Origin of the sequence: Gordonia mangrovi, from assembly GCF_024734075.1 — a bacterium.
In the GTDB taxonomy this organism is placed as follows: domain Bacteria; phylum Actinomycetota; class Actinomycetes; order Mycobacteriales; family Mycobacteriaceae; genus Gordonia; species Gordonia mangrovi.
The window spans coordinates 4,998,808-5,019,958 of record NZ_CP102850.1; the positions used below are offsets into that span (position 1 = coordinate 4,998,808).

17 protein-coding genes are annotated in these 21,151 nt (G+C 65.9%); 11 read left to right on the forward strand and 6 right to left on the reverse strand.

Annotated features, from left to right (window positions below; all coding sequences use genetic code 11):
* Window positions 1-48: 48 nt before the first annotated feature.
* The 4 genes from NWF22_RS22665 (at window position 49) to NWF22_RS22680 (ending at window position 2,936) form a co-directional block, all read left to right on the forward strand.
* The gene (locus NWF22_RS22665) at window positions 49-1,239 is read left to right on the forward strand and encodes a sensor histidine kinase (RefSeq protein WP_258321249.1); all 1,191 of its coding nucleotides are present in this window, start codon (window positions 49-51) and stop codon (window positions 1,237-1,239) included.
* A complete protein-coding gene (locus tag NWF22_RS22670) occupies window positions 1,239-1,937 on the forward strand; it encodes a response regulator (RefSeq protein WP_160902278.1) in 699 nt (232 codons plus the stop codon). Before NWF22_RS22665 ends, NWF22_RS22670 begins: the two co-directional genes overlap by 1 nt.
* A 98-nt stretch (window positions 1,938-2,035) precedes the next feature.
* Window positions 2,036-2,440: a hypothetical protein gene (locus NWF22_RS22675; protein WP_160902277.1), complete on the forward strand. Its 405-nt coding sequence runs from the start codon at window positions 2,036-2,038 to the stop codon at window positions 2,438-2,440.
* A complete protein-coding gene (locus NWF22_RS22680; protein WP_160902276.1) occupies window positions 2,433-2,936 on the forward strand; it encodes a MaoC family dehydratase in 504 nt (167 codons plus the stop codon). Before NWF22_RS22675 ends, NWF22_RS22680 begins: the two co-directional genes overlap by 8 nt.
* On the opposite strand, the gene NWF22_RS22685 is transcribed toward NWF22_RS22680, so the two are convergent.
* Window positions 2,937-3,386 (reverse strand): SRPBCC family protein, encoded by a 450-nt coding sequence (locus NWF22_RS22685; RefSeq protein ID WP_160902275.1) that lies wholly within the window; start codon window positions 3,384-3,386, stop codon window positions 2,937-2,939.
* Between the two features lie 307 nt (window positions 3,387-3,693).
* On the opposite strand from NWF22_RS22685, the gene NWF22_RS22690 reads away from it, so the two are divergent.
* The 4 genes from NWF22_RS22690 to NWF22_RS22705 all read left to right on the forward strand — a co-directional run bounded on the left by NWF22_RS22690 (window position 3,694) and on the right by NWF22_RS22705 (window position 10,590).
* The gene (locus NWF22_RS22690) at window positions 3,694-4,527 is read left to right on the forward strand and encodes an oxygenase MpaB family protein (protein ID WP_160902773.1); all 834 of its coding nucleotides are present in this window, start codon (window positions 3,694-3,696) and stop codon (window positions 4,525-4,527) included.
* A gap of 458 nt (window positions 4,528-4,985) precedes the next feature.
* Window positions 4,986-6,446, forward strand: coding sequence for a DUF3375 domain-containing protein (locus NWF22_RS22695; protein WP_160902274.1), 1,461 nt, complete (start codon window positions 4,986-4,988; stop codon window positions 6,444-6,446).
* On the forward strand, window positions 6,443-7,234 hold the full coding sequence (locus NWF22_RS22700; RefSeq protein ID WP_160902273.1) for a DUF4194 domain-containing protein: 792 nt from the start codon (window positions 6,443-6,445) through the stop codon (window positions 7,232-7,234). The genes NWF22_RS22695 and NWF22_RS22700 overlap by 4 nt, the downstream gene beginning before the upstream one ends.
* Window positions 7,231-10,590, forward strand: coding sequence for an ATP-binding protein (locus NWF22_RS22705; protein WP_160902272.1), 3,360 nt, complete (start codon window positions 7,231-7,233; stop codon window positions 10,588-10,590). Before NWF22_RS22700 ends, NWF22_RS22705 begins: the two co-directional genes overlap by 4 nt.
* 103 nt (window positions 10,591-10,693) lie before the next feature.
* Here the strand turns inward: NWF22_RS22705 and NWF22_RS22710 are convergent, their stop codons facing one another.
* From NWF22_RS22710 to NWF22_RS22725, 4 genes are all read right to left on the reverse strand, one after another.
* Window positions 10,694-12,931 (reverse strand): NADP-dependent isocitrate dehydrogenase, encoded by a 2,238-nt coding sequence (locus NWF22_RS22710; RefSeq protein ID WP_160902271.1) that lies wholly within the window; start codon window positions 12,929-12,931, stop codon window positions 10,694-10,696.
* A 139-nt stretch (window positions 12,932-13,070) separates the two neighbouring features.
* Window positions 13,071-14,405, reverse strand: a complete 1,335-nt coding sequence (locus NWF22_RS22715) for an NAD(P)H-binding protein (RefSeq protein WP_160902270.1) — start codon at window positions 14,403-14,405, stop codon at window positions 13,071-13,073.
* A gap of 142 nt (window positions 14,406-14,547) precedes the next feature.
* On the reverse strand, window positions 14,548-14,925 hold the full coding sequence (gene trxA / locus NWF22_RS22720; protein WP_160902269.1) for a thioredoxin: 378 nt from the start codon (window positions 14,923-14,925) through the stop codon (window positions 14,548-14,550).
* An 81-nt stretch (window positions 14,926-15,006) separates the two neighbouring features.
* The gene (locus tag NWF22_RS22725; RefSeq protein WP_160902268.1) at window positions 15,007-15,867 is read right to left on the reverse strand and encodes an LLM class F420-dependent oxidoreductase; all 861 of its coding nucleotides are present in this window, start codon (window positions 15,865-15,867) and stop codon (window positions 15,007-15,009) included.
* Window positions 15,868-16,028: 161 nt separating this feature from the next.
* Here NWF22_RS22725 and NWF22_RS22730 point away from each other — a divergent pair, with 161 nt between their 5' ends.
* Together NWF22_RS22730 and NWF22_RS22735 are read left to right on the forward strand one after the other, a co-directional pair.
* Window positions 16,029-17,015 (forward strand): alpha/beta hydrolase, encoded by a 987-nt coding sequence (locus tag NWF22_RS22730; protein ID WP_160902267.1) that lies wholly within the window; start codon window positions 16,029-16,031, stop codon window positions 17,013-17,015.
* Entirely contained in the window at window positions 17,008-18,594 is a 1,587-nt protein-coding gene (locus NWF22_RS22735; RefSeq protein ID WP_160902266.1) for a flavin-containing monooxygenase, read from the forward strand. Before NWF22_RS22730 ends, NWF22_RS22735 begins: the two co-directional genes overlap by 8 nt.
* A gap of 62 nt (window positions 18,595-18,656) precedes the next feature.
* Here the strand turns inward: NWF22_RS22735 and NWF22_RS22740 are convergent, their stop codons facing one another.
* Window positions 18,657-19,733 (reverse strand): AraC family transcriptional regulator, encoded by a 1,077-nt coding sequence (locus NWF22_RS22740; RefSeq protein WP_202398631.1) that lies wholly within the window; start codon window positions 19,731-19,733, stop codon window positions 18,657-18,659.
* Between the two features lie 290 nt (window positions 19,734-20,023).
* On the opposite strand from NWF22_RS22740, the gene NWF22_RS22745 reads away from it, so the two are divergent.
* Window positions 20,024-21,148 carry an NDMA-dependent alcohol dehydrogenase gene (locus tag NWF22_RS22745; protein ID WP_160902264.1) on the forward strand — a complete coding sequence of 375 codons (1,125 nt, stop codon included), beginning with the start codon at window positions 20,024-20,026 and terminating at the stop codon, window positions 21,146-21,148.
* The last annotated feature ends 3 nt before the right edge of the window (window positions 21,149-21,151 follow it).

The window sequence follows — 21,151 nt, forward strand, 5'->3', positions numbered from 1 at the left end:
CACCCGCAATGCGATGACCATGTGCACCGACCGCATATCCTTGTGGCGGTGAGTTCGTCGATGAGGTGGATACGTAGCCGGATAGAGCTGGCGGGTGAGGGCTACCCGCCGCTCTTCTCCGCGGTGACGTTGCTCGGTTCGTTCACGATCGTCACCGCTGCGACGGCCCAACGCGTACCGATCGGTCCGCCGTGGTGGGCACTGATGGGTGCGGCTGTGGCGTTGACCTCGCTGCTGCTCGATCTGTGGCTGCAGAGCAAGCTGCCCTGCAGCATCCTCGCCGCGGTGTCCACCGGGTTGATGCTGATGGATCCCGTGTCGCTCGACATCGCACCGCTGTTCCTCGCCCTGAGCACGGCGATCGCCGCCGCGATGGAATCGCTGCGGGCGAGCGTCGGGGTGTTGGCGTTGTCGATCGCGGTGGTCGTCGTCGGCAGCCTGACCGATCACCTCCAGTCTCCGGCCGCCTACCTCCTCGCGATCCTGTGCGGCTGGCTGGTCGGTTACATGATGCTGTACCAGAAACTACTGTCGGAGAACGAGGTCCGCGCACAGCGCGTGCGGGCCGACCGCGCGGCCAGTGATGAACGCCGGCGGATCGCCCGCGAGGTGCATGATGTGATCGCACATTCGCTGTCCATCACCATGCTCAACGTGACCGGCGCGCGACGCGCGCTCGCCGACGGTGACAGCACCGACGCGCTCGAGGCTCTCGAAGACGCCGAACGACTGGGGCGGCAGGCGATGACCGAGATCCGGTACATCGTCAAGGTGCTCGGCACCGACGCCGCCGAATCGGCACCCACCCCAGGTGCCTGTGACGTCGAGGGACTCGTCGAGGAGTATCGCAAGGCCGGGTTGACGGTCGAATTCGATCTGCGCGGAGACCTCGCCGCCATCCCCGGGCCGATCGGATCCGCCCTCTACCGCATCACCCAGGAATCTCTGGCCAACGTGGTGAAGCACGCCCCCGCGCCGTCGGCGTCGATCGCATTGCACGCCGACGACGAGGTGTCGCTGTGGGTGAGCAATCCCTATACGCCGGGCGCACGACGGGGAACCGACGGGTCGGGGATCGAGGGGATGAAGCAGCGGGCGAGTCTGTTGGGTGGCGCGGTGGACGCGATTCCCGGCTCCGGCGAATGGGTGGTGCGCGCCATCTTCCCGGCCACCCACCAGCGCACCTCACCCGGGCAGGCCTCATCCGAGCAGACCTCACCCGAGCGGACGGGGGCCTGATGACATCGACTCGTCCCGTGCCGGTGGACGCGACCCCGACCCGGGTGATGCTCGTCGACGATCAAGAGTTGGTACGCACCGGGTTGCGCCGAATACTGCGAGCGCGCGATGGCTTCGAGATCGTCGGGGAGTGCGGCGACGGGAGCGAGGTGGTCACCGCCGCCTCGGCCTGTAGGCCCGACATCATCCTGATGGACCTCCGGATGCGCCACGTAGACGGCATCACCGCGACCGTTTCGGTCGGTCGAATGGCCGACCCCCCGCCCGTTCTCGTACTCACCACCTTCGATGACGATCGGTTGCTGTCGGGGGCGTTGCGTGCCGGTGCGGCCGGATTCATCCTGAAGGACTCGCCGGCCGAGTCGCTGATCTGGGCGGTACGGGCCGTTGTCGCCGATGGTGCGTTTCTGGATCCTGCGGTGACCGCACGTGTCCTGCACGGCTTTCGGCGTTCGGCTCCGGCCACGTCGATGTCACCGGATCACGGGCTCACCGACCGCGAGCTCGACGTGCTGAAACTGATGGCGCGCGGGCATACGAACCGCGAGATCGGCACCCGGCTGTTCATCTCCGAGGTCACGGTCAAGAGCCACGTCAATCACATCTTCACCAAACTCGATCTCCGTGACCGCGCCGCGGCGATCGTCTACGCATTCGATCATTCGCTGGTGATCCCGAACGGATCCGACGGTATGTGACCGGCCGAAGCGGTTTGACCTACCGACAGGGTTTGACCGACCGTCGGCGTCTGATCGACATGTATTGGCATCACAGCGCCGATTCGCTAGCGTGAAGCATGGCCACAGAGCTGGTCGAGGGCATGATCTTCCGGACACCGGCAGCGGTGGCGGTCGATGACGCACTCATCGGCGCTTTTGCCGATGTGATCGGCTCGGCCGGCGACGCCATCCCGATTGGCGTGATCTTTCGCGTCAGTGTCGAACTGGCGCATCAGGCCATGGATTCCGGCGTCGTTCCCCGCGACGGCATCGTGCACACCGCGGAGTCCCTCCGGGTGCGCCGGGCGCCTGTGCGTGGCGACCTGCTCAGCGGCGTGCTGACCGTCACCCACGTCCGCCATCGCGCCGGAGCCACCCAGCTCGCGGTGCGCAGTGACATCCACGCCGACGGAGAGACCGAGCCGATCGCCGCGAGCACCTCGACGCTGGTGTTCCGATCCGAGGGGGCCGCCGATGAGTGACGTGCTCGGTCGACCCGGTCTCCATGGTCCGGAGTGGCACGGTCCCGAGAGACATGGTCCGGAGAGACATGGTCCGGAGAGCCACGGCACCGAACTCCTCGGGCACCTGTGGGATGCCGAGGAATACCTCACTCTCGACCGGGTGCGGCGCTATGCCGAGGCTTCTGGCGACTCCAACGCGATCCATATCGATCCGGCCGCGGCGCGCGCGGTCGGCCTGGCCGCCCCGGTGGCGCACGGACTGCTTCTCGTCGCCATCATCTTGGCCTACGCACAGCGCTGGGCCGGCAGCAGTGGGGCGGTGATCACCGGTTGTGACACGCGGTTCGTCCGGCCGGTCCTCGTCGGCGAGGAACCGACCGTCCTCCACCTGACCGGAACACTTGCTTCCGAGGGGCACATCACCGCCACCGTCTGGGTACTCGATGCCGACGGGGTCACCCACCGTCCCGTGATCCGGCCCATCCGGCTCAGCTACGCGCCCGCGCCCGGGTGATCAGCGACCGACGAGTTCCGCTGCGCGTCTCAGATCACTGCGCAGCGCCGGGGGAGTGAGCACCCGCACTATCGGCAGTACCGGCGCCACGATGGTGGGAACGGTCAGACGCGCCACCGCACGGACCTCCGTCCCGGCATCGGTCGTATCGGTGAACATGAGCGCCAGATGTGCGTCGACGGCGTGCCATCCGCCGATCTCCTCCCACCGCCGACCCCGCAGGCACTCGGTGACCTCCAATCGTGGACGGACCCACGGAACGACGGTGACGTCGGCCCAGCTGCTGCCGATGTCGCCGGGCTGTGCTCCCGGTGCTTTGAGTGCGTCGACGGAACGCAGACTCGACTGCCAGGCCGGTCGGTTCGCCGGGTCGCTGAGGTAATCGAAAACCGCTTGTCGGGGTGCCGCGAACCGCACCGAAACATCGGCAATCTGCGCTCGAACGCTCACCGGCACAATCCCTTACGTGGTCTGTGCCACCGCGTCAGTGAGCCGGCTTCAGGCCGATCGCGGATGCGACGATCGTCATCGAGACCACCAGTGCCACAACAAAAATGATCGAGGGAATCAGGCGCACCTCGTCCGGTTGTCATCGTCGACATGCCCGATTCTATCGCCGTCGGGTCGGTCCAGGGTGGTGGTTTTCGCCACCATCATCCACGCTCCGAGCGGGCTGCGCTCGACTCCGGCAGGCACAACCGCTACTCTGACTACAGTTGTAGTCAGATAAGGACAAACGGTGACCAGTACAGAGCGCATGTCGCGCGCAGAGATGGACCAGATCGACAGCAGCTTCTTCGCGAAGTCGTTGTTGTCGATGGGGCAGACGATGAGCACCGCCAACGTCATCATGCAGTTGGCCAACCCCGCAGTGGGGTACGGGGTGGCGCACAGCACCGTGGAGAGCGGCCGCCTCGATCGGCATCCGATCAAGCGCGCCCGCACCACCGCCTCCTACCTGGCCGTGGCCGCGATGGGCACAGCCGACGACCGACGACGGTTCCGCCAGGCCGTGAACCGCCAGCATGCACAGGTCCGCTCCCGTGACGACAGTCCGGTCGAATACAACGCGATGAATCCCGAACTGCAACTGTGGGTCGCGGCGTGCCTCTACATCGGCTGGGAAGACATCTACGAACGGGTCCACGGACCTCTGGTGGGTGCTGAACGCGAGACGTTCTACCAGCAGGGCAAGGTGGTCGGTACGACGCTCCAGATGCCGGCCGAGATGTGGCCGGCCGACCGGGATCGGTTCCAGGCGTACTGGGATGAGCAGGTCGGACGCATCGAGATCAGTGATGAGATCCGGGACTTTCTGCTCAACATCGCCAACTTCGGCTATGCACACCGGTTCATCCAGCAGCGGTACGGACCGACGAAGTACCGCCGCACCGTCGGCTACCTGCCCGAACCGTTCCGGACCGCCCTTCGCGTGCCGTGGTCGGCGGCCGACCAGCAGTGGTTCGACGCATACATCGAACGACAGGTGCAGCTCGAGCGTCGCAAGCCACTGTGGTTGTCCCAGCTGATGTTCCGCGCCCTGCTCTGGGATACACGGTTGCGCAACCGATTCGGGCGCCCGCTGGTGTGAGTTGAGGGTCAGAACGAATCCCGATGTCGCTCCTGTTCGAGGAGCGCATCGAGATCCTTCAGGCACGCCATCGATGCCATCGACGAAGTTGGCGCGGAACCATTCGGTGAGCTCGGCCGGATCGTATCCACGCTGTAGAGCGTGACCACCCAGCACCATCAATCGGGGGATGTGGTGTACGCAGCCGCCGCCGTACCGACGAAGCCACCGTGTACGACACCGCGACCGATATCGCACCGCGGATCGTCGCCGAATACACCGGCGGCACGCCGGTCGGCAACGCGCTCCGGCCCGCCTGGGCGCCCACGATCCTGCATGACACGTGGTGAGCGTCACATTCGACCGAAGCGCTGACCACCGCTGACCGCCGCCCGACACCCGCACCGTGCGGCCGCCCAGAGCAGACGTGGCACACTACCTCGGGTCTTCTTTACCCCTGCGAACCCGGTGAGGCGGCGATGGACAACACAGAGCAGCCGACGTTGGCGCAGGCGTGGGACGCCAACCGCTCGATTCAGCGGTCGGCGGCCGTTCGACTGTTCTCCGCCACGAACTCGGCGTTGTATGTGACGCTCATGGAACGTCACCTCGACTTCGGCGCCCGACGGACGGAGACCGAACTGACCGTGCGTCTCGAGCGCGACCTCGTCGAACTCGGCGCCACCGACCAGGCCGGCGGGCTCGAGCTGATCAAGTTGTGGGCCAAGCAGGGATGGTTGCACCGGGTCACGGACCCGGCGGCCGCCGCGGGGCACAACGTGTGCCATCTGACCGCCGAGGCGCGGTCGGTGCTCGACTACATGCGTCGTCTGCGTCGTGCCGACAGTGTCGCCACCGGCGGATCCATCAACGGCATCGCCGCGGGACTGCGTCGCGTCGTCGGCCAGGTCTCCGACGACCCGGGGCAGATTCGCGAGGAGATCGAACACCAGATCAGCGAACTCGACGCCGAACTCGCCGACCTCGACGCCGGCCGCCGGCGCCCACCTGATCTGCGCACCGCCGAGGACGAAGCACGCGCCATCGCCTATCAGATGGAACAGATCGTCTCCGACATCGGCCAGTACGGCGCCATGCTGGATCGCATCACCACGCAACTGCTCGACGACCCGCACGACTCCGATCTGGCCTACCGCGATCGGCAACGGCAGATGTTCGACGACTACGAGACACTGCTCGAGTCCTCCCAGAGTGCGTCGTATCACGCCTTCACCCACATGATCCAGGACCCGACCCAGCGCGAGCGGCTGGTCGCCGACATCGCGACGGTCACCGATCGGTTACCCGACATCGAACCCGGTCTCCGGTCGGTGATGGACAACTTCTTCGAGCTGGTGACCCAGCAGATGGGGGAGGTCGGGCGTACGCGCCAGCGGTGTGCCCGCCGTATCCGTCGTTTCGTCGCCGCGGGCACGTTGGAGCAGAGCAGAGGCGTCGCGCGCCAGCTCAATGACGCACTGGCGTCGGCACACGAGCTGCTCAAGTCGTCGCTCGCCGATCGCCGGCTCGGCTACGAGCTGCCGGTGGCCACGCCCGCGGTCACATCGATCGGCCGACTCGCCTTCGAGATCCGCGATCAGACCCCGCCGGCGCAGGCCGCCCCCATCGCCGCCGGCGCCGATCTCACTTCGTTTGCGTCCTTGGCCGGCCAGGTCGACACCGTCGAGCTCACCGATGCCGTCAATGCTGCCGTGGCCGATGGCCCGGTGACGCTCTCGGACGTGGTCGCACGGCTCGACGAGCCCTATCTCGCCCATGTGATCGTGCTGTGGTCATGGGCACTCAGGCAACCCGGCAACCCGCATGCGGAGTCGACCATCGTCCGGTTCCGCTCACTCGAGGGTTCCGACCGGGCCATCGAGGTTCCGGCGCTGTCTTTCACCGAACCCATCCCCACCGCGGAGGTCGACGCATCATGAACAGCAGCACCGACGTTCGGGGCGATCACGGCAACGACCGGTCGTCGGACGAGTACGCCGGGTTCGACGAACTACCCGCCGTCGAGAAGGCCCGGCCGGACGAGTCGCCGGGCGCCCCACGCTTCGAAGGGGATGTCAGCGCGCTGCCGGACCGTGCGTGCTGGGCGCTGCAGAACCTGCTCACGCGGCGTTACGTGAGCGGCGATCGTGCGCCCCAACTGTGGGCCTGGGTGACCGAATACCAGGATGCGCTGCGCGTGCGGCTCTCCGAACTCGATCTGCGGTTGCGGATCGTCGACGAGGTCGAGGTGGCCTTCGTCGAACAGGCCGGATACGACTCACGGTGGGGACGCAAGATCCTCAAACGCGAGACCATCAACACCTACGACGCCATCCTGGCGTTGCACCTGGCGAAGTACATGCGGGCATCCCGCGACGAGCACGTGATCATCACCACCGAAGAGATCCACGAACTGTTCGCCGGTGTCACCAACACCATCGACCGCGATCTCGCATTGTTCGACAAGCGGATCGGCCGCGCGATCGACAAGCTCGAAGAGATGGACTTCCTGCGCAAGCACCGAGACGACCCGGACACGTTCACGGTGAGTCCGGTCATCTCCGCGGTGATGACCGCGTCGGTGATCACCGATCTCCAACGTCAATTCGAGCAGTTCATCGGTTCCGGTGACCCCGGGGACGACGTCGTCGACTCACCACTGCCTGCGGACGGGGCCGGTGGGGACCGCAACAGCGGCGACGCAGAAGCAGAAGGAGACGAGTGGTGAACGCACCGGTCGACCAGTACCACCTGTCACGACTGCAGCTGATCAACTGGGGTGTCTTCGACGGCTATCACTCCATCGGGTTCAGCGTGGGCGGATCGCTGATCACCGGTTCGTCGGGAAGTGGGAAATCCTCTCTGCTGGACGCTATTTCGCTGGCGTTCCTGCCTGATCACCGACGTAACTTCAATGCGTCGGGCGATGCCACCGCCGCGGGGTCGTCCAGTGGGCGGCGCACGGTCGGCAAGTACATCCGCGGTGCGTGGGGCGAACGCCGCACCGGCACCGGCGCGCAACGCGAGATGATGTACTTGCGCGGCTCCGGACCGGCCTGGGCCGCGATCGCCGTGACATACACCTCCAGCTCGGGTGCGGCGATCACCGGGCTGGTCCTGAAATGGTTGGCGGCGGGCAAGATGACCGACGCGCACAGCACCTACTTCATCCACGACGGCGACGTCGACATCGTCGACGTGTGCAACGAATGGGCTCGGGCGAACCACAACTCGGGCATCTTCCGCGATCTCGGGTGGCGCGGCGGTCCGGGGGAGGGCAAGTACCTCGCCTCCCTCTATTCGTTGATCGGTATCCGGGGTTCGGACGCCGCCCAGCAGTTGCTGGGTAAGGCCAAGTCCCTCAAGAGTGTCGGCGGCCTCGCGCAGTTCGTACGCGAGTTCATGCTCGACGAACCGAGCAGCATCGTGGGGATCACCGACGCCCTCGAGCAGATCGACCCGTTGGTCGAGGCCCGCGAGCTCCTCGATGTGGCCCGGCGCAAGCGCACCATCCTCGGCAACATCGAGGCCGTGCATGAGCGGTATGCGGCCGAGTCGGCCACGTTCTCGGTCCTCGACACGATAGACACGGCCTCGGTCCGCGCCTATCTCAACAACCTGCGGCGGCGTAGAGCGGAACCCGAGATCGCCGATCTCGACGACCAGATCGCGCGTCTCGACTCGGATCTCGCCGCCCTCACCGGACAACATGACCAGCTCCGCCAGGACCACAGTCATCTGCTGTCGCGGATCGCCACCTCGACCGGTGATCTCGCGCCGCTCCAGGAGCAGTTGACCACTGCGCAGCGTGCCGCCAACGAGGTCGCGGCACGACGCAGTTCCTATGAGAACAAGGTCGTGGCACTCGGTATGGACCTTCCCGACGATGCCGAACAGTTCTGGTCGTTGCGCGAACATCTGATGGAGGAGGCCACCCGGATCGACGGGCAACTCGACGCCGGGAAGGCCCACTACGCCGACGCGCTCGCCCGGGAGGTGGCCGCCCGCACCCAGCGCGACGCGGCACACGACGAGTTGCAGCGGGTGACCGAGGCCGGGTCGGCGCTGCCGCGTGCCGAACACGAGATGCGCCGCGTGATCGCCCAGGCATTGCAGATCGACGAGACCGACTTGCGCTATGTCGCCGAACTCGTCGAACTGCCACCCGAACACGAGCGCTGGCGACTCGCGGTCGAGAAGGTGCTGCGTTCGGCCGGCCTGCGGCTGCTGGTGCCCGACAAGAACTTCCGGGCCGCCCTGCGTTTCGTCAACACCCACGACATGCGAGGTCGCATCCAGCTGCACCATGCCGACAGTCGCACCGCACCGACTCCCGAACCCGGAACGCTGGGCGCGACGCTGCGGTCGGTGGACCCGGGTCATCCATGTGCGGCCGAGGCGATGGCCATCCTCGCCCGGCTCGGTAACCATGTATGCGTCGACTCGCCGACGGACTTCGCCGACCACACCAAGGCCGTCACCGACCGCGGTCTGCGCAAGGATTCGGCGAAGCTCGCGGTCAAGGACGACCGGCAGTCGCTGCGCCCGTCGCAGCACATCTTCGTCGGCAACGTCGACGCGAAGATCGCTGCGCTCCACGCCGAGTTCGCCGACGAACAGCGGGCCTACGACGCCGCGCGGGAGGTCAGCGCCGCGCTTGACCGCGAGCGCACCGACAAGCAACAACGGCGGGACTCCTATCGCCGGGTGTGTGAACAGTTCACCCAGTGGAGTGAGATCGACACCGACTCGGCGGACGAGCGGGTGGAACAACTCACCGAACAGTACGAACTGCTGATGGACGAACACCCGGATGTGGAGGCATTGCAACGCAAGGCCGACGACATCTGGGATCAGGTGCGCGCGGCGATCTCGCAGGCCGCGCTGGTCCGCGACAAGATCGCCGGCCACGATCGTCGGCGCACCCAACTCCTCGATCTGCTCGACCGTCTCGACATCGAGGACATCGCCACCCAGGCGGAGCAGACGCTGGACGGTTTCCGCGAAGAATCGGCCGCGGCCCTGGATGTGCTGGCCCCGGAACCGTATCGGCAGGAATTGCTGAAACTGGTGGCCAAGGACCGGGACCGGATGCGCACCGACGCCCGCCGATCTCGCGACGAGCTGGCACGCATCCTCGACACCTACGACGAGGAGTTCCCCGACGCCGTCCCGAACGACAGCGACGACTTCGACGAACGCATTCACGACTACGTCGCGGTGAGCCGCCGGATCGACGAGCGGGAACTGCCGGCCGCCTACGAGCGGATGCGTCGGCTGATCACCGAGCAGGCCCCGGGCGCAATCCTGAACCTGCACATGGCTGCCGACGCCGAGGAACGGCGCATCGTCGAGCAGATCGAGCGGGTCAACACCGGTCTGGGAGCGGTGGCGTTCAATCGCGGTACGCGGCTACGGCTGCATCCGGGGCGCAAGAACCTCGCGGCGGTCGTCGATCTCAGCGAGCGGGCCAGACAGATCTCGCGGCGCACCACCGCGGTGAGCTTCGGCGACGAACAGGCGATCCTGGAACAGTATGCGGACATCCTGATGTTGCGGGAGCGTCTCGCCGGGGTCACCCCGGAGGATCGCCAGTGGACGCGCGACGCCCTCGACGTGCGCAACCGCTTCGATTTCTACTGCGAAGAGCACGATGCGGTGACGGGCGAGACGATCCGCACCTACAGCAATGCCGGCGACAACTCCGGCGGCGAGCAGGAGAAGCTGATGGCGTTCTGCCTGGCCGGTGCGCTCAGCTTCAATCTCGCAAGCCCCGACGGCGACGACAACCGCCCGATCTTCGCGCAGTTGATGTTGGACGAGGCGTTCTCGAAGTCGGATCCCCAATTCGCGCAGCAGGCGCTGTCAGCGTTCCGCAAGTTCGGATTCCAGCTCATCATCGTCGCGACCGTGCAGAACACCAGCACGATCCAGCCCTACATCGACAACGTGGTGATGGTGTCGAAATCCGAGGTGACCGAGCAGGGCAGCGCCGAGTCCCGGCCGGTGGCCACCGCGATGTCGACATCGATCCGGGCATTCTCGGACCTGCGGCGGTCCAGCGGCGGACAACTGCCGGTCTGACGTTGCGGTCTGACGCCGCACCCGCGCAACCACATGGGGAACTGACATCCACACCGGTAGTAACCGCCGTGGATGTCAGTTCCCCATGTGGTTTCTGCTCAGATCAGTCCCGCGCCGCCGACAGCGCCTCGTTGAAGGTCTTGCTCGGCCGCATCACCGCTGCGGTCATCTCCGGGTCCGGGTAGTAGTAGCCACCGATGTCGGCGTGTCCACCCTGTGCGCCGTTGAGCTCGGCCACGATGGCCTCCTCGTTCTCGGCGAGGGTTTCGGCCAACGATCCGAAATGCTTTGCGAGTTCGGCGTCCTCGGTCTGCTGGGCCAGTTCCTGGGCCCAGTACATGGCCAGGTAGAACTGACTGCCCCGGTTGTCGAGTTCACCGGCGGTGCGTGAGGGTCCCTTGTCGTTCTCCAACAGCTTGCCGGTGGCCGCGTCGAGCGCCTTGGCCAGCAGGACCGCGCGCTTGTCGTCGGTCTTCTTACCCAGCTCCTCGAGGCTCACTGCGAGCGCCAGGAACTCGCCGAGCGAATCCCACCGCAGGTGGTTCTCCTCGATGAGCTGCTTGACGTGCTTGGGTGCCGAGCCGCCCGCGCCGGTCTCGTACAGTCCGCCACCGGCCATCAGCGGCACGATGGACAGCATCTTGGCGCTGGTGCCCAGTTCGAGGATCGGGAACAGGTCGGTGAGGTAGTCGCGCAGGATGTTACCGGTCGCCGAGATGGTGTCCATCCCGCGGATGAGCCGCTCCATCGTGTATCGAATCGCCCGGACCTGGGACATGATCTGGATGTCGAGTCCCTCGGTGTCATGGTCCTTCAGGTACTTGTGGACCTTGCCGATCAGCTCGTTCTCGTGCGGACGGTACGGGTCGAGCCAGAACACGACCGGCATTCCCGAATCACGGCTTCGGGTGACGGCCAGCTTCACCCAGTCCTGGATCGGTGCGTCCTTCACGATGCACAGACGCCAGATATCGCCCTCTTCCACGTTCTGGGTGAGCAGTACCTCGCCGGTGGCGAGATCGACGATGTTCGCGACGCCGGGCTCAGGGACCTCAAAAGTCTTGTCGTGGGAGCCGTACTCTTCGGCCTTCTGCGCCATGAGTCCGACGTTGGGGACCGTGCCCATGGTGGTCGGATCGAACGCGCCGTTGGTCTTACAGAAGTTGATCATCTCCTGGTAGATCCGGGAGAAGGTCGATTCGGGGTTGACGGCCTTGGTGTCCTTGAGCCGCCCGTCGGCGCCGTACATCTTGCCGCCCGCACGGATCATCGCCGGCATCGACGCGTCGACGATGACGTCGCTGGGGGAGTGGAAGTTGGAGATCCCGCGGGCCGAATCGACCATCGCGAGTTCGGGACGGTGTTCGTGGCACTTGTGCAGATCGTCGATGATCTCTTCGCGCTGCGCGCTCGGCAGCGATTCGAGCTTGCTGTACAGATCGGAGAGACCGTTGTTGACGTTCACGCCGAGTTCGTCGAACAACTCTCCGTGCTTGGCGAACGCATCCTTGTAGAACACCTTCACCGCATGCCCGAAGACGATCGGGTGTGACACCCGCATCATGGTGGCCTTGACGTGCAGGGAGAACATGACGCCGGTCTTGTAGGCGTCCTCGATCTGCTCCTCGTAGAACTCGACGAGAGCCTTCTTGCTCATGAACATGCTGTCGATGACGTCGCCGTCGGTCAGCGACACCTTCGGCTTGAGGACGAGTGTCTCGCCCCCGGAGGTGATGAGCTCCATCTTGACCTCGCGGTCACCGGAGACGGTCATCGACTTCTCGCCGTGGTAGAAATCGCCCTCGGTCATATGCGCGACGTGGGTGCGTGAGGCCATCGACCATTCGCCCATGCTGTGCGGATGCTTCCGGGCGTACTCCTTGACGGCCTTGGGTGCGCGTCGGTCGGAGTTGCCCTCGCGCAGCACCGGGTTGACCGCGCTGCCCAGGCACTTGGTGTACCGGTCGCGGATCGCCTTCTCCTCGTCGGTCTTCGGGTTACCGGGGAACTCGGGTAGGTCGTAGCCCTTCTCCTGCAGCTCCTTGATGGCCGCCAGCAGCTGCGGGACCGAGGCGCTGATGTTCGGCAGCTTGATGATGTTCGTGTCGGGCAGCTGCGTCAGCCGACCCAGCTCGCCGAGGTTGTCGGGCACCTTCTGATCGTCGGGGAGGAGATCGGAGAACTCGGCGAGGATGCGCGCGGCGACCGAGATGTCACTGGTCTCGATGGTGATGTCGGCCGCGTCGGCGAACGCGCGTATCACCGGCAAGAAGGCGTAGGTCGCGAGCATCGGCGCCTCGTCGGTCAGCGTGTAGATGATGGTCGGCTTCTCCGCGCTCATGTTCTCTTCTCAACTCCAGTTCTTGGTCGCGTATGCAATTGGTGCGAGATTTTGTCTCGGCGTTACCAGTATCACGTCGAAGCGGGCGTTGTGTGCACCGACCGGTTCGCGCCCGCCGGCGAGGGCGAGATCGAGCCTGTCATCGGAACGGGTCCCAGCGCGGTGCCCCGAGCGTTCGTAACGCTACGCCGATTCGCCAATACAGGAGGCCCCCGAGCCCCCGTGGGAAGAACGTCGACGTCGTGACGAGTTCGGCACCGCCGCGGCCGTCGGCAGATCTGTCGGTGATCGCGTGATCGAGGAATGCGCGGCCTGTTCTCCGGTCGTTCCGTAGCCGAAGGTGTGTCGGCTGGGTCGACGCCACGACCTCCCAGCGCGATCCGGCGTGCGGGCGCAGCCGGCGCCAGAGGTCGTCTGGTGCCCGGTCGACGACGTGGCGCTCGACGTCGCCGAACGACACCTCGCCGGCCCACGACGGATCGGTGGGCAGGGGTTCGGCTGCGGGGGTCTGCGCCGTCGCATTCGACCAGTCCACCGAGTTGTCGCCGCGGGCCACGCGTTGCAGTGTTGCCTCCAGCGCCGCCCGATAGGTCATCAGTCCGCCTGGTGGCGCGGCGATCACCGCATCGATGTCGTGCTCGCGGCAGACCGCGTCGCATTCGAGGGACTCGATCAGGGGCCGGGCGATCTTGCCGCGGATCGGGGTGACCAGGCGCACCCAGCGACTCGCGATGGTGGGGGTGAGGTAGGGCAGCACGATCATCCGTCGTGGTGGCAGGCCCGCGACTTCGGCGTAGCGCTGCATCATCTCGCCGTACTCGAGAACATCCGGGCCGCCCAGATCCCACGTTCGTGACCTCGGTACGTCGGCGGTGGCCGCCTCCACCAGGTAGTGAAGTGCGTCGCCGACAGCAATCGGCTGGATCTTGTTGTGGACCCACCGCGGGGTGGTCATCGCGGGCAGGCGCTCGGTCAGGTGGCGGATCAACTCGAAGGACGCCGAACCGGAGCCGATCAGCGTGCCGGCCTGCAGCGCCAGGGTCTCGATGCCGGAGTCGATCAGGATCTCGCCGACCTCGGCGCGCGAGGCCAGATGTTCGGACAGCGTCACGCCCTCGGGGTGCAGGCCGCCCAGGTACACGATGCGCGACACCCCGCACGCCTTCGCTGCTGCCACGACGTTCTCGGCCGAGCGTCGTTCCTCCGCGGCGAAATCGGCATCGGTGCTCATCGAATGCACCAGGTGATAGACCACATCGACGTCGGTGAAGGCGGCGACGAGCGAGTCACGATCGGACAGGTCGCCGCGCACGACCTCGGCCCGGGGATCCGCGGTCCACGGTGCGTCCGCCAGTTTGGCCGGGTTGCGAGCAAGGGCACGTACCCGATGTCCCCGCGCCAACAGTCGAGGCGCCAGTCGCCCGCCGACATATCCCGTGGCTCCGGTCACCAGGCACCGTCGTGAGTCGTCCACGCCCCCACACTACGGATTCGCCCGACAGACCACGGTCGCGTTTCGTCTCGACGTCGAAAGTGAGGTGAACGTACCGACACTCGGCACGTTCACCTCACTGCCTTCACCTCACTGCGCTGCCGGGCCCTGCCGGCACCAGCGCTCAGCTGTTGGCCTGCTCCTTCTCGGCGGCGGCGATCTCGGCGCGCACCTTGTCCATGTCGAGATCGCGGACGGCGCCGATCAGCTCGTCGAGCTGTGCGGCGGGCAGCGCACCGGGCTGGTTGAAGACCAGCACGCCGTCCCGGAAGGCCATCAGGGTCGGGATCGACCGGATGCCGAAGCCGCCGGCGAGTTGCTGCTCCGCCTCGGTGTCGACCTTCCCGAACACGATGTCGGTGTTCGACTCCGACGCCTTCTCGAACACGGGTGCGAACATGCGGCATGGTCCGCACCACCCAGCCCAGAAGTCGAGCAGCACGATGCCGTCCTGGCCGATGGTCTCTTGCAGATTGTCGATGGTGATTTCACGAGTGCTCATGACACTTCCAATGCATACCCCTATGGGTATATTCCTCGGGTGCAGTCCGGGTGCCACGTTACGCACGTTCGGCGCAGGGCACTACCGCAACGCCGCAGCCAATCGTCGCCACTGCTCACGGGGCATCGCGCGATGGTCGGACTGCAGGATCTGCACGCAGACATGATCGGCACCGGCGGCGCGGTGTTCCTCGATCCGGGCGAGCACGGCCGATTCGTCGCCCCAGGCGATGAGCGCGTCGAAGAGTCGGTCGCTGACCGTCTGCAGATCGTCCTCGGTGAAGCCCAGCCGCCGGAGGTTGTTCGCATAGTTGGGCATCGCGAGGTATCCGCGCAGCCATTTGGTGCCGATCGCGCGCGCCTCGTCGCGATCGGATGCCAGGATCGCGGTCTGTTCCGGAGCGACGAGCGGGCCGGCGCCCACGGCCGCCCGCGCTGTCGCGGTGTGCTCGGGCGTCACCAGGTAGGGATGCGCGCCGCGGCTGCGTTCCGATGACAGGGCCAGCATCTTCGGTCCCAGTGCCGCAAGGACACGGCTGTCGACGGGGACCGGATCATCTGCGGCGTCGAGACCGTCGAGAAAGGCCTTGGTGGTGGCCAACGGCTTTCGGTATCGACCCGCCTCCTGGGCATCGATCAGCGGCGCATGGCTGATGCCCAGACCCAGCAGGAACCGCGGACCATGTTCGGCGGTGAGGCGAGCGTGCGCCGCGGCGACGTCGGCGGGCTCATGCATCCACATGTTCAGGATGCCGGTGGCGATCACGGCCTTGCTGGTGGCGCCGAGCAGGTTCTCCACCGAATCCATCAGCGGCCCACCGACGTCGGGCACCCACAAGGCTGTGAAACCGAGTTCGTCGAGCTCGGTTGCCGCCTCGGTCGCCTCCGCGGGATCGCCGTAGCGCAGCGGTGAACTCCAGATACCTACCCCGTTGAGATCCATGGCTCGACCCTACCGGCCGTCCCGGATGGCCCGAATTGCCGAGTCTTGGCCCCCGCGGTGCTGTCGTCGGAGACCGCCGCCGACCTATGTTGATGGTGATCGACATCACAGTTCGGCCGCCGGGTATCGACCGGTGCCCGCCGAGTCAGAAGGGGACAAGAATGCCGCTCGAACCGGTATCACAGGGCTTGTTGCAACAACTCGCCGAGGAACGCCAGCCACCCATCAGCGAACAGACGCCGGCACTGGCCCGGATGACCGGGCCCATCTTCGCGGGCATGAGCGGTCGCGGACCGGAGGTGAGCGAGGTCCGCAACGTCAAGCTCGAGGGCCGCGACGGCGGCCTGTTCCGGGTTCGCGCACTCATTCCCGACGGCCAACCCGAAGCGGTCATCGTGTACTTCCACGGCGGCGGCTGGGTGCTGGGTGACATCGACCTGCAGTACGACCACGTGGGGCGTGATCTGGCGAACCGCACGCGGTCGACGGTCGTCCTCGTCAACTACCGCAAGGCTCCCGAACATCGCTTCCCGACCGCGATCGAGGACAGCTACCTCGGATTGTGCTGGGCCGCAGAGCATGCCGCCGAATTCGCCGAACCCGGTGCGCCACTGATCGTGGCCGGCGACAGCGCCGGCGGCAACATCGCCGCGGTGATGACCCGGTGGGCCCGGGATCGCCAGGGGCCACAGATCGACTATCAGGCACTCGTGTACCCGGTCACCGACTGCGATGTCGACACGGCGTCCTACCTCGACCCGGAGAATCAGCTGATGCTCAACCGGGACACGATGATCTGGTTCTGGGATCACTACCTGCCCGATGCCGAGGCCCGAACCCACCCCGACGCGTCGCCGCTACGGGCCGACGACCTCTCGGGTCTGCCGCCCGCCCTGGTCTACGTCTGCCAGTACGACCCGTTGCGCGACGAGGGCGTGGCCTACGCCAAGGCGCTCGAGCAGGCCGGTGTGCCGGTCATCCTCGACGAAGCCGAGGGCCAGATGCACATCTACTTCCAAATGGCGAACATCCTGCCGGGCTACCAGACCGGTATCGAACTCGTTGCCGGCCATATCAACACATTCATCGACAACCACACCACCGAGAGCGCGAGCTCCGCACAGGAGGAGGCGACCAGCGATGCCTGACCGCGACGTACTGATCATCGGAGCCGGTTTCTCCGGTCTCTACCAACTGCACAAACTGCGCGGACTCGGGTTCGATGCCCACATCGTGGAGGCCGGTCCGCAGGTGGGTGGTACCTGGTACTGGAACCGGTATCCGGGGGCGCGATGCGACATCGAATCGATCGGATACTCGTACTCATTCGATCCCGAACTGCAGCAGGAATGGAACTGGACCGAGCGCTATGCGGCGCAGCCGGAGATCCTGGCCTACCTCGAACACGTCGCGGACAGACTCGATCTCCGCAAGGACATCTCCTTCGACACCCGTGTCGAATCGTTGGAATTCGACGACGCCGAGGACACCTGGACCGCCACCACCGACAGCGGGGAGACGATCACCGCACATTACGTCGTCGCCGCCACCGGGTGCCTGTCCAAGCCGCTGACCCCGTCCTTCGACGGGATCGACGACTTCGCCGGTGACATCTACTGGACATGGGACTGGCCCAAGGGTGACGTGGATTTCACCGGTAAGCGCGTCGCCGTCGTCGGTACCGGATCGTCGGGGATCCAGACCATCACCGCGATCGCACCCACGGTGGGCTCGCTGACGGTGTTCCAGCGCACACCCACCTATGCCGTCCCTGCGCAGAATCGGCTCATCGCCGAGGAACTCGCCGAGTTGAAGACCCACTACGAGGATTTTCGTGCCGAGAGCCGGCTCTCGGTCGGCGGCATACCGTGTGGCGACGAACTCCCGCCGTTCTTCGAGGATCTCGACGAGGGGGGCATCGGCAAGGAACTGCAGCTGCGCTACGACGACGGCGGGCTGTGCTTCCAGCAGTCGTTCCGCGACCTGCTGCAGAGTCAGGAGGCCAACGATCACGCCGCCGAGTATGTGCGCGACCGCATCAAGGAGAAGGTGAATGACCCGGCGGTCGCCGAGAAGCTGACGCCCCGGTCATATCCGATCGCGGCCAAGCGGATGTGTGTGGACACCGGTTACTACGAGGTCTACAACCAGCCCAATGTGTCCTTGATCGACGTCAACGAACAGCCGATCGAACGCATCACCGAACGGGGAATTCTCGCCGGGGACACCGAGCACGAGTTCGACGTGATCATCCTGGCCACCGGCTTCGACGCGATGACCGGCGCATTACAGGCCATCGATATCCGTCATGGCTCACAGACGCTGCGGGACAAGTGGTCCGACGGTCCGCGAACCTACCTCGGACTCATGTCGGCCGGGTTCCCGAATCTGTTCACCGTGACCGGGCCGCAGAGCCCGTCGGTGCTGTCGAACATGGTGACCTCGATCGAGGTTCACGTGGAATGGATCAGTGCCGCACTGGAGTACCTGCGCGAGCACGGTCTGACCCGCATCGAGCCGGATGTGGCCGCCGAGGACAACTGGGTCAACACGACCAATGACGCCGCGGATCTGACTCTGCTCGGGCAGGCGCCGTCGTGGTACATGGGTGCCAACGTGCCCGGCAAACCGCGCGCCGCACTGCCGTTCGTGGGTGGCGTCGGAACCTATCAGCAGATCCTCGACGGTATCGCCGTCACCGGCTACCACGGGTTCGAACTCGTCTGAGGGCTCATCGATCTCGCCGTCTGATGCCCGGCGGAACACCGCCGGGCATCAGCGGTCGGGGCTCATTCCGGATGTGACGTGCCGGCCCACCGCCGCATCGCGCGGGAAAAGCTCGACCAGTCGCGATAACCCAACCGTTCGGCGATCTGGGTCCGCGGCAGGCTCGTGTCACGCATGAGGTCGTGGGCCAGGCTGCGGCGCACATCGTCGTGGATCGCGCGGTAGGACGTACCCTCGCGCATCAGGCCCCGACGCAGGGTGCGGGCGGAATAGTGCAGGTCGGCCGCACACTCCTCGAGCGTGCAGTCCAGCGACGGCCGTTCCAGTAGGTAGGCGCGCACGCGGCCCGCGATCCCGTTGGCGTGCAACCTCTCTGCGCGAAGCCGTTCGCACTGTTCGACGATCACCGCAGCCGTGTGGGGATTTGCCATCGGCAGCGGCAGGTCCAGGTAGGACCGATCAAAGATCAATTCGTCACGCGCACAGCCGAATATCACCGGCGCCTCGAACGCGTCCGCGTACGCAGCCCGGGCCGCCGCGTCGTCGACGCGGTGGGTGAACCGCACCTCGCGGAGCGGTGTGACGCCGGTGCCGGCGAAGAGTTCGCGCTGCATCTGCACGCTGGCGCTCAGGTCGCGTTCGATCACGAATGCAGCGATGTCGTCGGGGACGCCCTCGGTGTGCGCGGCGAGCGACCACCGGGCATCGGAGAGGAGTTCGCCGGTCATCGTGGCGAAGGCGAACGTCAGCGGTGAGTAGCGCAGACCGCAACGCACCATGTCGGCGACGATCTCGCAGGCCTGCAACAGGTAGCCGTAGTAGCCGTAGGACGTGAGGTGATACTCCCGCCCGATCCGGGCGCCGATCGCGGGTCGGTCCCCGAGCGCGGCCAGTAGGTTTCGGATGACCACGATCTCCTGCTGTGCCTCGATCAGGACGGTCGCGTCGCCCAACGTCGCCGGCGTCAGTCCGCTGCCGACGAGGAGCCGATCGGTCGCACACCCCTGCTGCTGAGCCCAGTCGCAGATGATGGCCACGCCGGCGGTGGTACGGGGGTGATCCCACGGGTCCGGCATCCGAGCGAACACGGAGTCCGAGCGATCGGAGTCGTCAAGCTCCCCGCCAAGTTCGACGATCATCGTCACGCTGTCATCCTTTCCTCGCGCGGCCCTGCCCTGTGAGCAGTATCACGCGTCACCCCGATCGAGGCAATGACCTCAACCTCGTGACCTGCGCGTTTTGGGTCAAGCGTCCAGATCGGGGATGGCCGCAATTGCCGTGGTTCTGGCCGCGGATGGCCTGTTGCCACCCGGGAGTCCGACCATACGCTCATCCACAACCGGAGTGACAGGTGTCACATAGTTCACGGTTTCGCGGGGACGCCACAGACGTGCGCAAACCTCAGCCACTCGAGTCGAAGGAGCAGGCAATGAAGACCAAGGCAGCGATCCTCGAGGATGTCGGCGGCGACTGGACGATTGCCGACGTCGACCTGGGTGACCCGGTCGCGGGGGAGGTGCAGGTCAAGCTCGCGGCATCCGGCCTCTGCCACTCGGATGCTCACCTGCAGAACGGGTCGAGCCCGGTACCGTTCATGCCGGTCCTCGGCGGCCACGAGGGAGCGGGTGTCATCACCAAGGTCGGCCCCGGTGTCACCGGTCTCGACGAGGGCGATCACGTCGTGCTGGCGTTCATCCCCGCTTGCGGGACGTGCCCGTCCTGCGCGACCGGGCGGCAGAACCTGTGCGACGAAGGTGCCGGTCTCCTCTCGGGTCAGGCCATTGCGGACAAGGGCTATCGGGTCAGCCGGGACGGGCAGCCCGTCCTGCAGATGTGCCTGTTGGGCACGTTCGCGCCGTACGTGACGGTTCATCAGGCATCGGTCGTCAAGATCGAGAAGGACATCCCGCTGGACAAGGCTGCACTGCTCGGCTGCGGCGTCTCGACCGGCTGGGGGTCGGCGACCGAGATCGGTGACACCCGTCCCGGCGACGTCGTCGTGGTGATGGGCGTGGGCGGCGTCGGCATCAATGCCGTCCAGGGCGCGGCGTTCGCCGGTGCCCGCTACGTCATCGCCATCGACCCGGTCGAGTTCAAGCAGAAGAAGGCCATGGAGTTCGGTGCGACACACACCTACTCCACGGTGGACGAGGCGATCGCCGAGTTGCCGGACCTCACCTGGGGGCACATGGCCGACGTCGTGATCATCACCGTCGGTGTGATCTCCGGTGAGCACGTCCAGCAGGCCCTGGGACTGACCGCCAAGGGCGGGCAGGTGGTCACCGGCATGGGCGATTTCCAGGACGGGCAGGTCGATCTCAATCTGTTCGAGCTGACCTTGCTGCAGAAGCGGGTGCAGGGGGCCATCTTCGGCGGCGTCGGTCCGCGCACGCAGATCCCCAAGCTGTTGCACCTGTATCGGACCGGACACCTCAAGCTCGACGAACTCGTGACCACGACGTATCGACTCGAGGACATCAATCAGGGCTATCGCGACATGGCCGACGGCAAGAACCTGCGCGGAGTCGTCGTCTACACCGATCAGGACTACTGAGGA

Bases quoted from the DNA above. Each gene is read 5' to 3' on its own strand.
- NWF22_RS22670 (WP_160902278.1), top strand. From the start codon at position 1,239: ATGACATCGACTCGTCCCGTGCCGGTGGACGCGACCCCGACCCGGGTG.
- NWF22_RS22675 (WP_160902277.1), top strand. From the start codon at position 2,036: ATGGCCACAGAGCTGGTCGAGGGCATGATCTTCCGGACACCGGCAGCG.
- NWF22_RS22680 (WP_160902276.1), top strand. From the start codon at position 2,433: ATGAGTGACGTGCTCGGTCGACCCGGTCTCCATGGTCCGGAGTGGCAC.
- NWF22_RS22690 (WP_160902773.1), top strand. From the start codon at position 3,694: ATGTCGCGCGCAGAGATGGACCAGATCGACAGCAGCTTCTTCGCGAAG.
- NWF22_RS22695 (WP_160902274.1), top strand. From the start codon at position 4,986: ATGGACAACACAGAGCAGCCGACGTTGGCGCAGGCGTGGGACGCCAAC.
- NWF22_RS22700 (WP_160902273.1), top strand. From the start codon at position 6,443: ATGAACAGCAGCACCGACGTTCGGGGCGATCACGGCAACGACCGGTCG.
- NWF22_RS22710 (WP_160902271.1), bottom strand. From the start codon at position 12,931: ATGAGCGCGGAGAAGCCGACCATCATCTACACGCTGACCGACGAGGCG.
- trxA (WP_160902269.1), bottom strand. From the start codon at position 14,925: ATGAGCACTCGTGAAATCACCATCGACAATCTGCAAGAGACCATCGGC.
- NWF22_RS22725 (WP_160902268.1), bottom strand. From the start codon at position 15,867: ATGGATCTCAACGGGGTAGGTATCTGGAGTTCACCGCTGCGCTACGGC.
- NWF22_RS22730 (WP_160902267.1), top strand. From the start codon at position 16,029: ATGCCGCTCGAACCGGTATCACAGGGCTTGTTGCAACAACTCGCCGAG.
- NWF22_RS22735 (WP_160902266.1), top strand. From the start codon at position 17,008: ATGCCTGACCGCGACGTACTGATCATCGGAGCCGGTTTCTCCGGTCTC.
- NWF22_RS22740 (WP_202398631.1), bottom strand. From the start codon at position 19,733: ATGATCGTCGAACTTGGCGGGGAGCTTGACGACTCCGATCGCTCGGAC.
- NWF22_RS22745 (WP_160902264.1), top strand. From the start codon at position 20,024: ATGAAGACCAAGGCAGCGATCCTCGAGGATGTCGGCGGCGACTGGACG.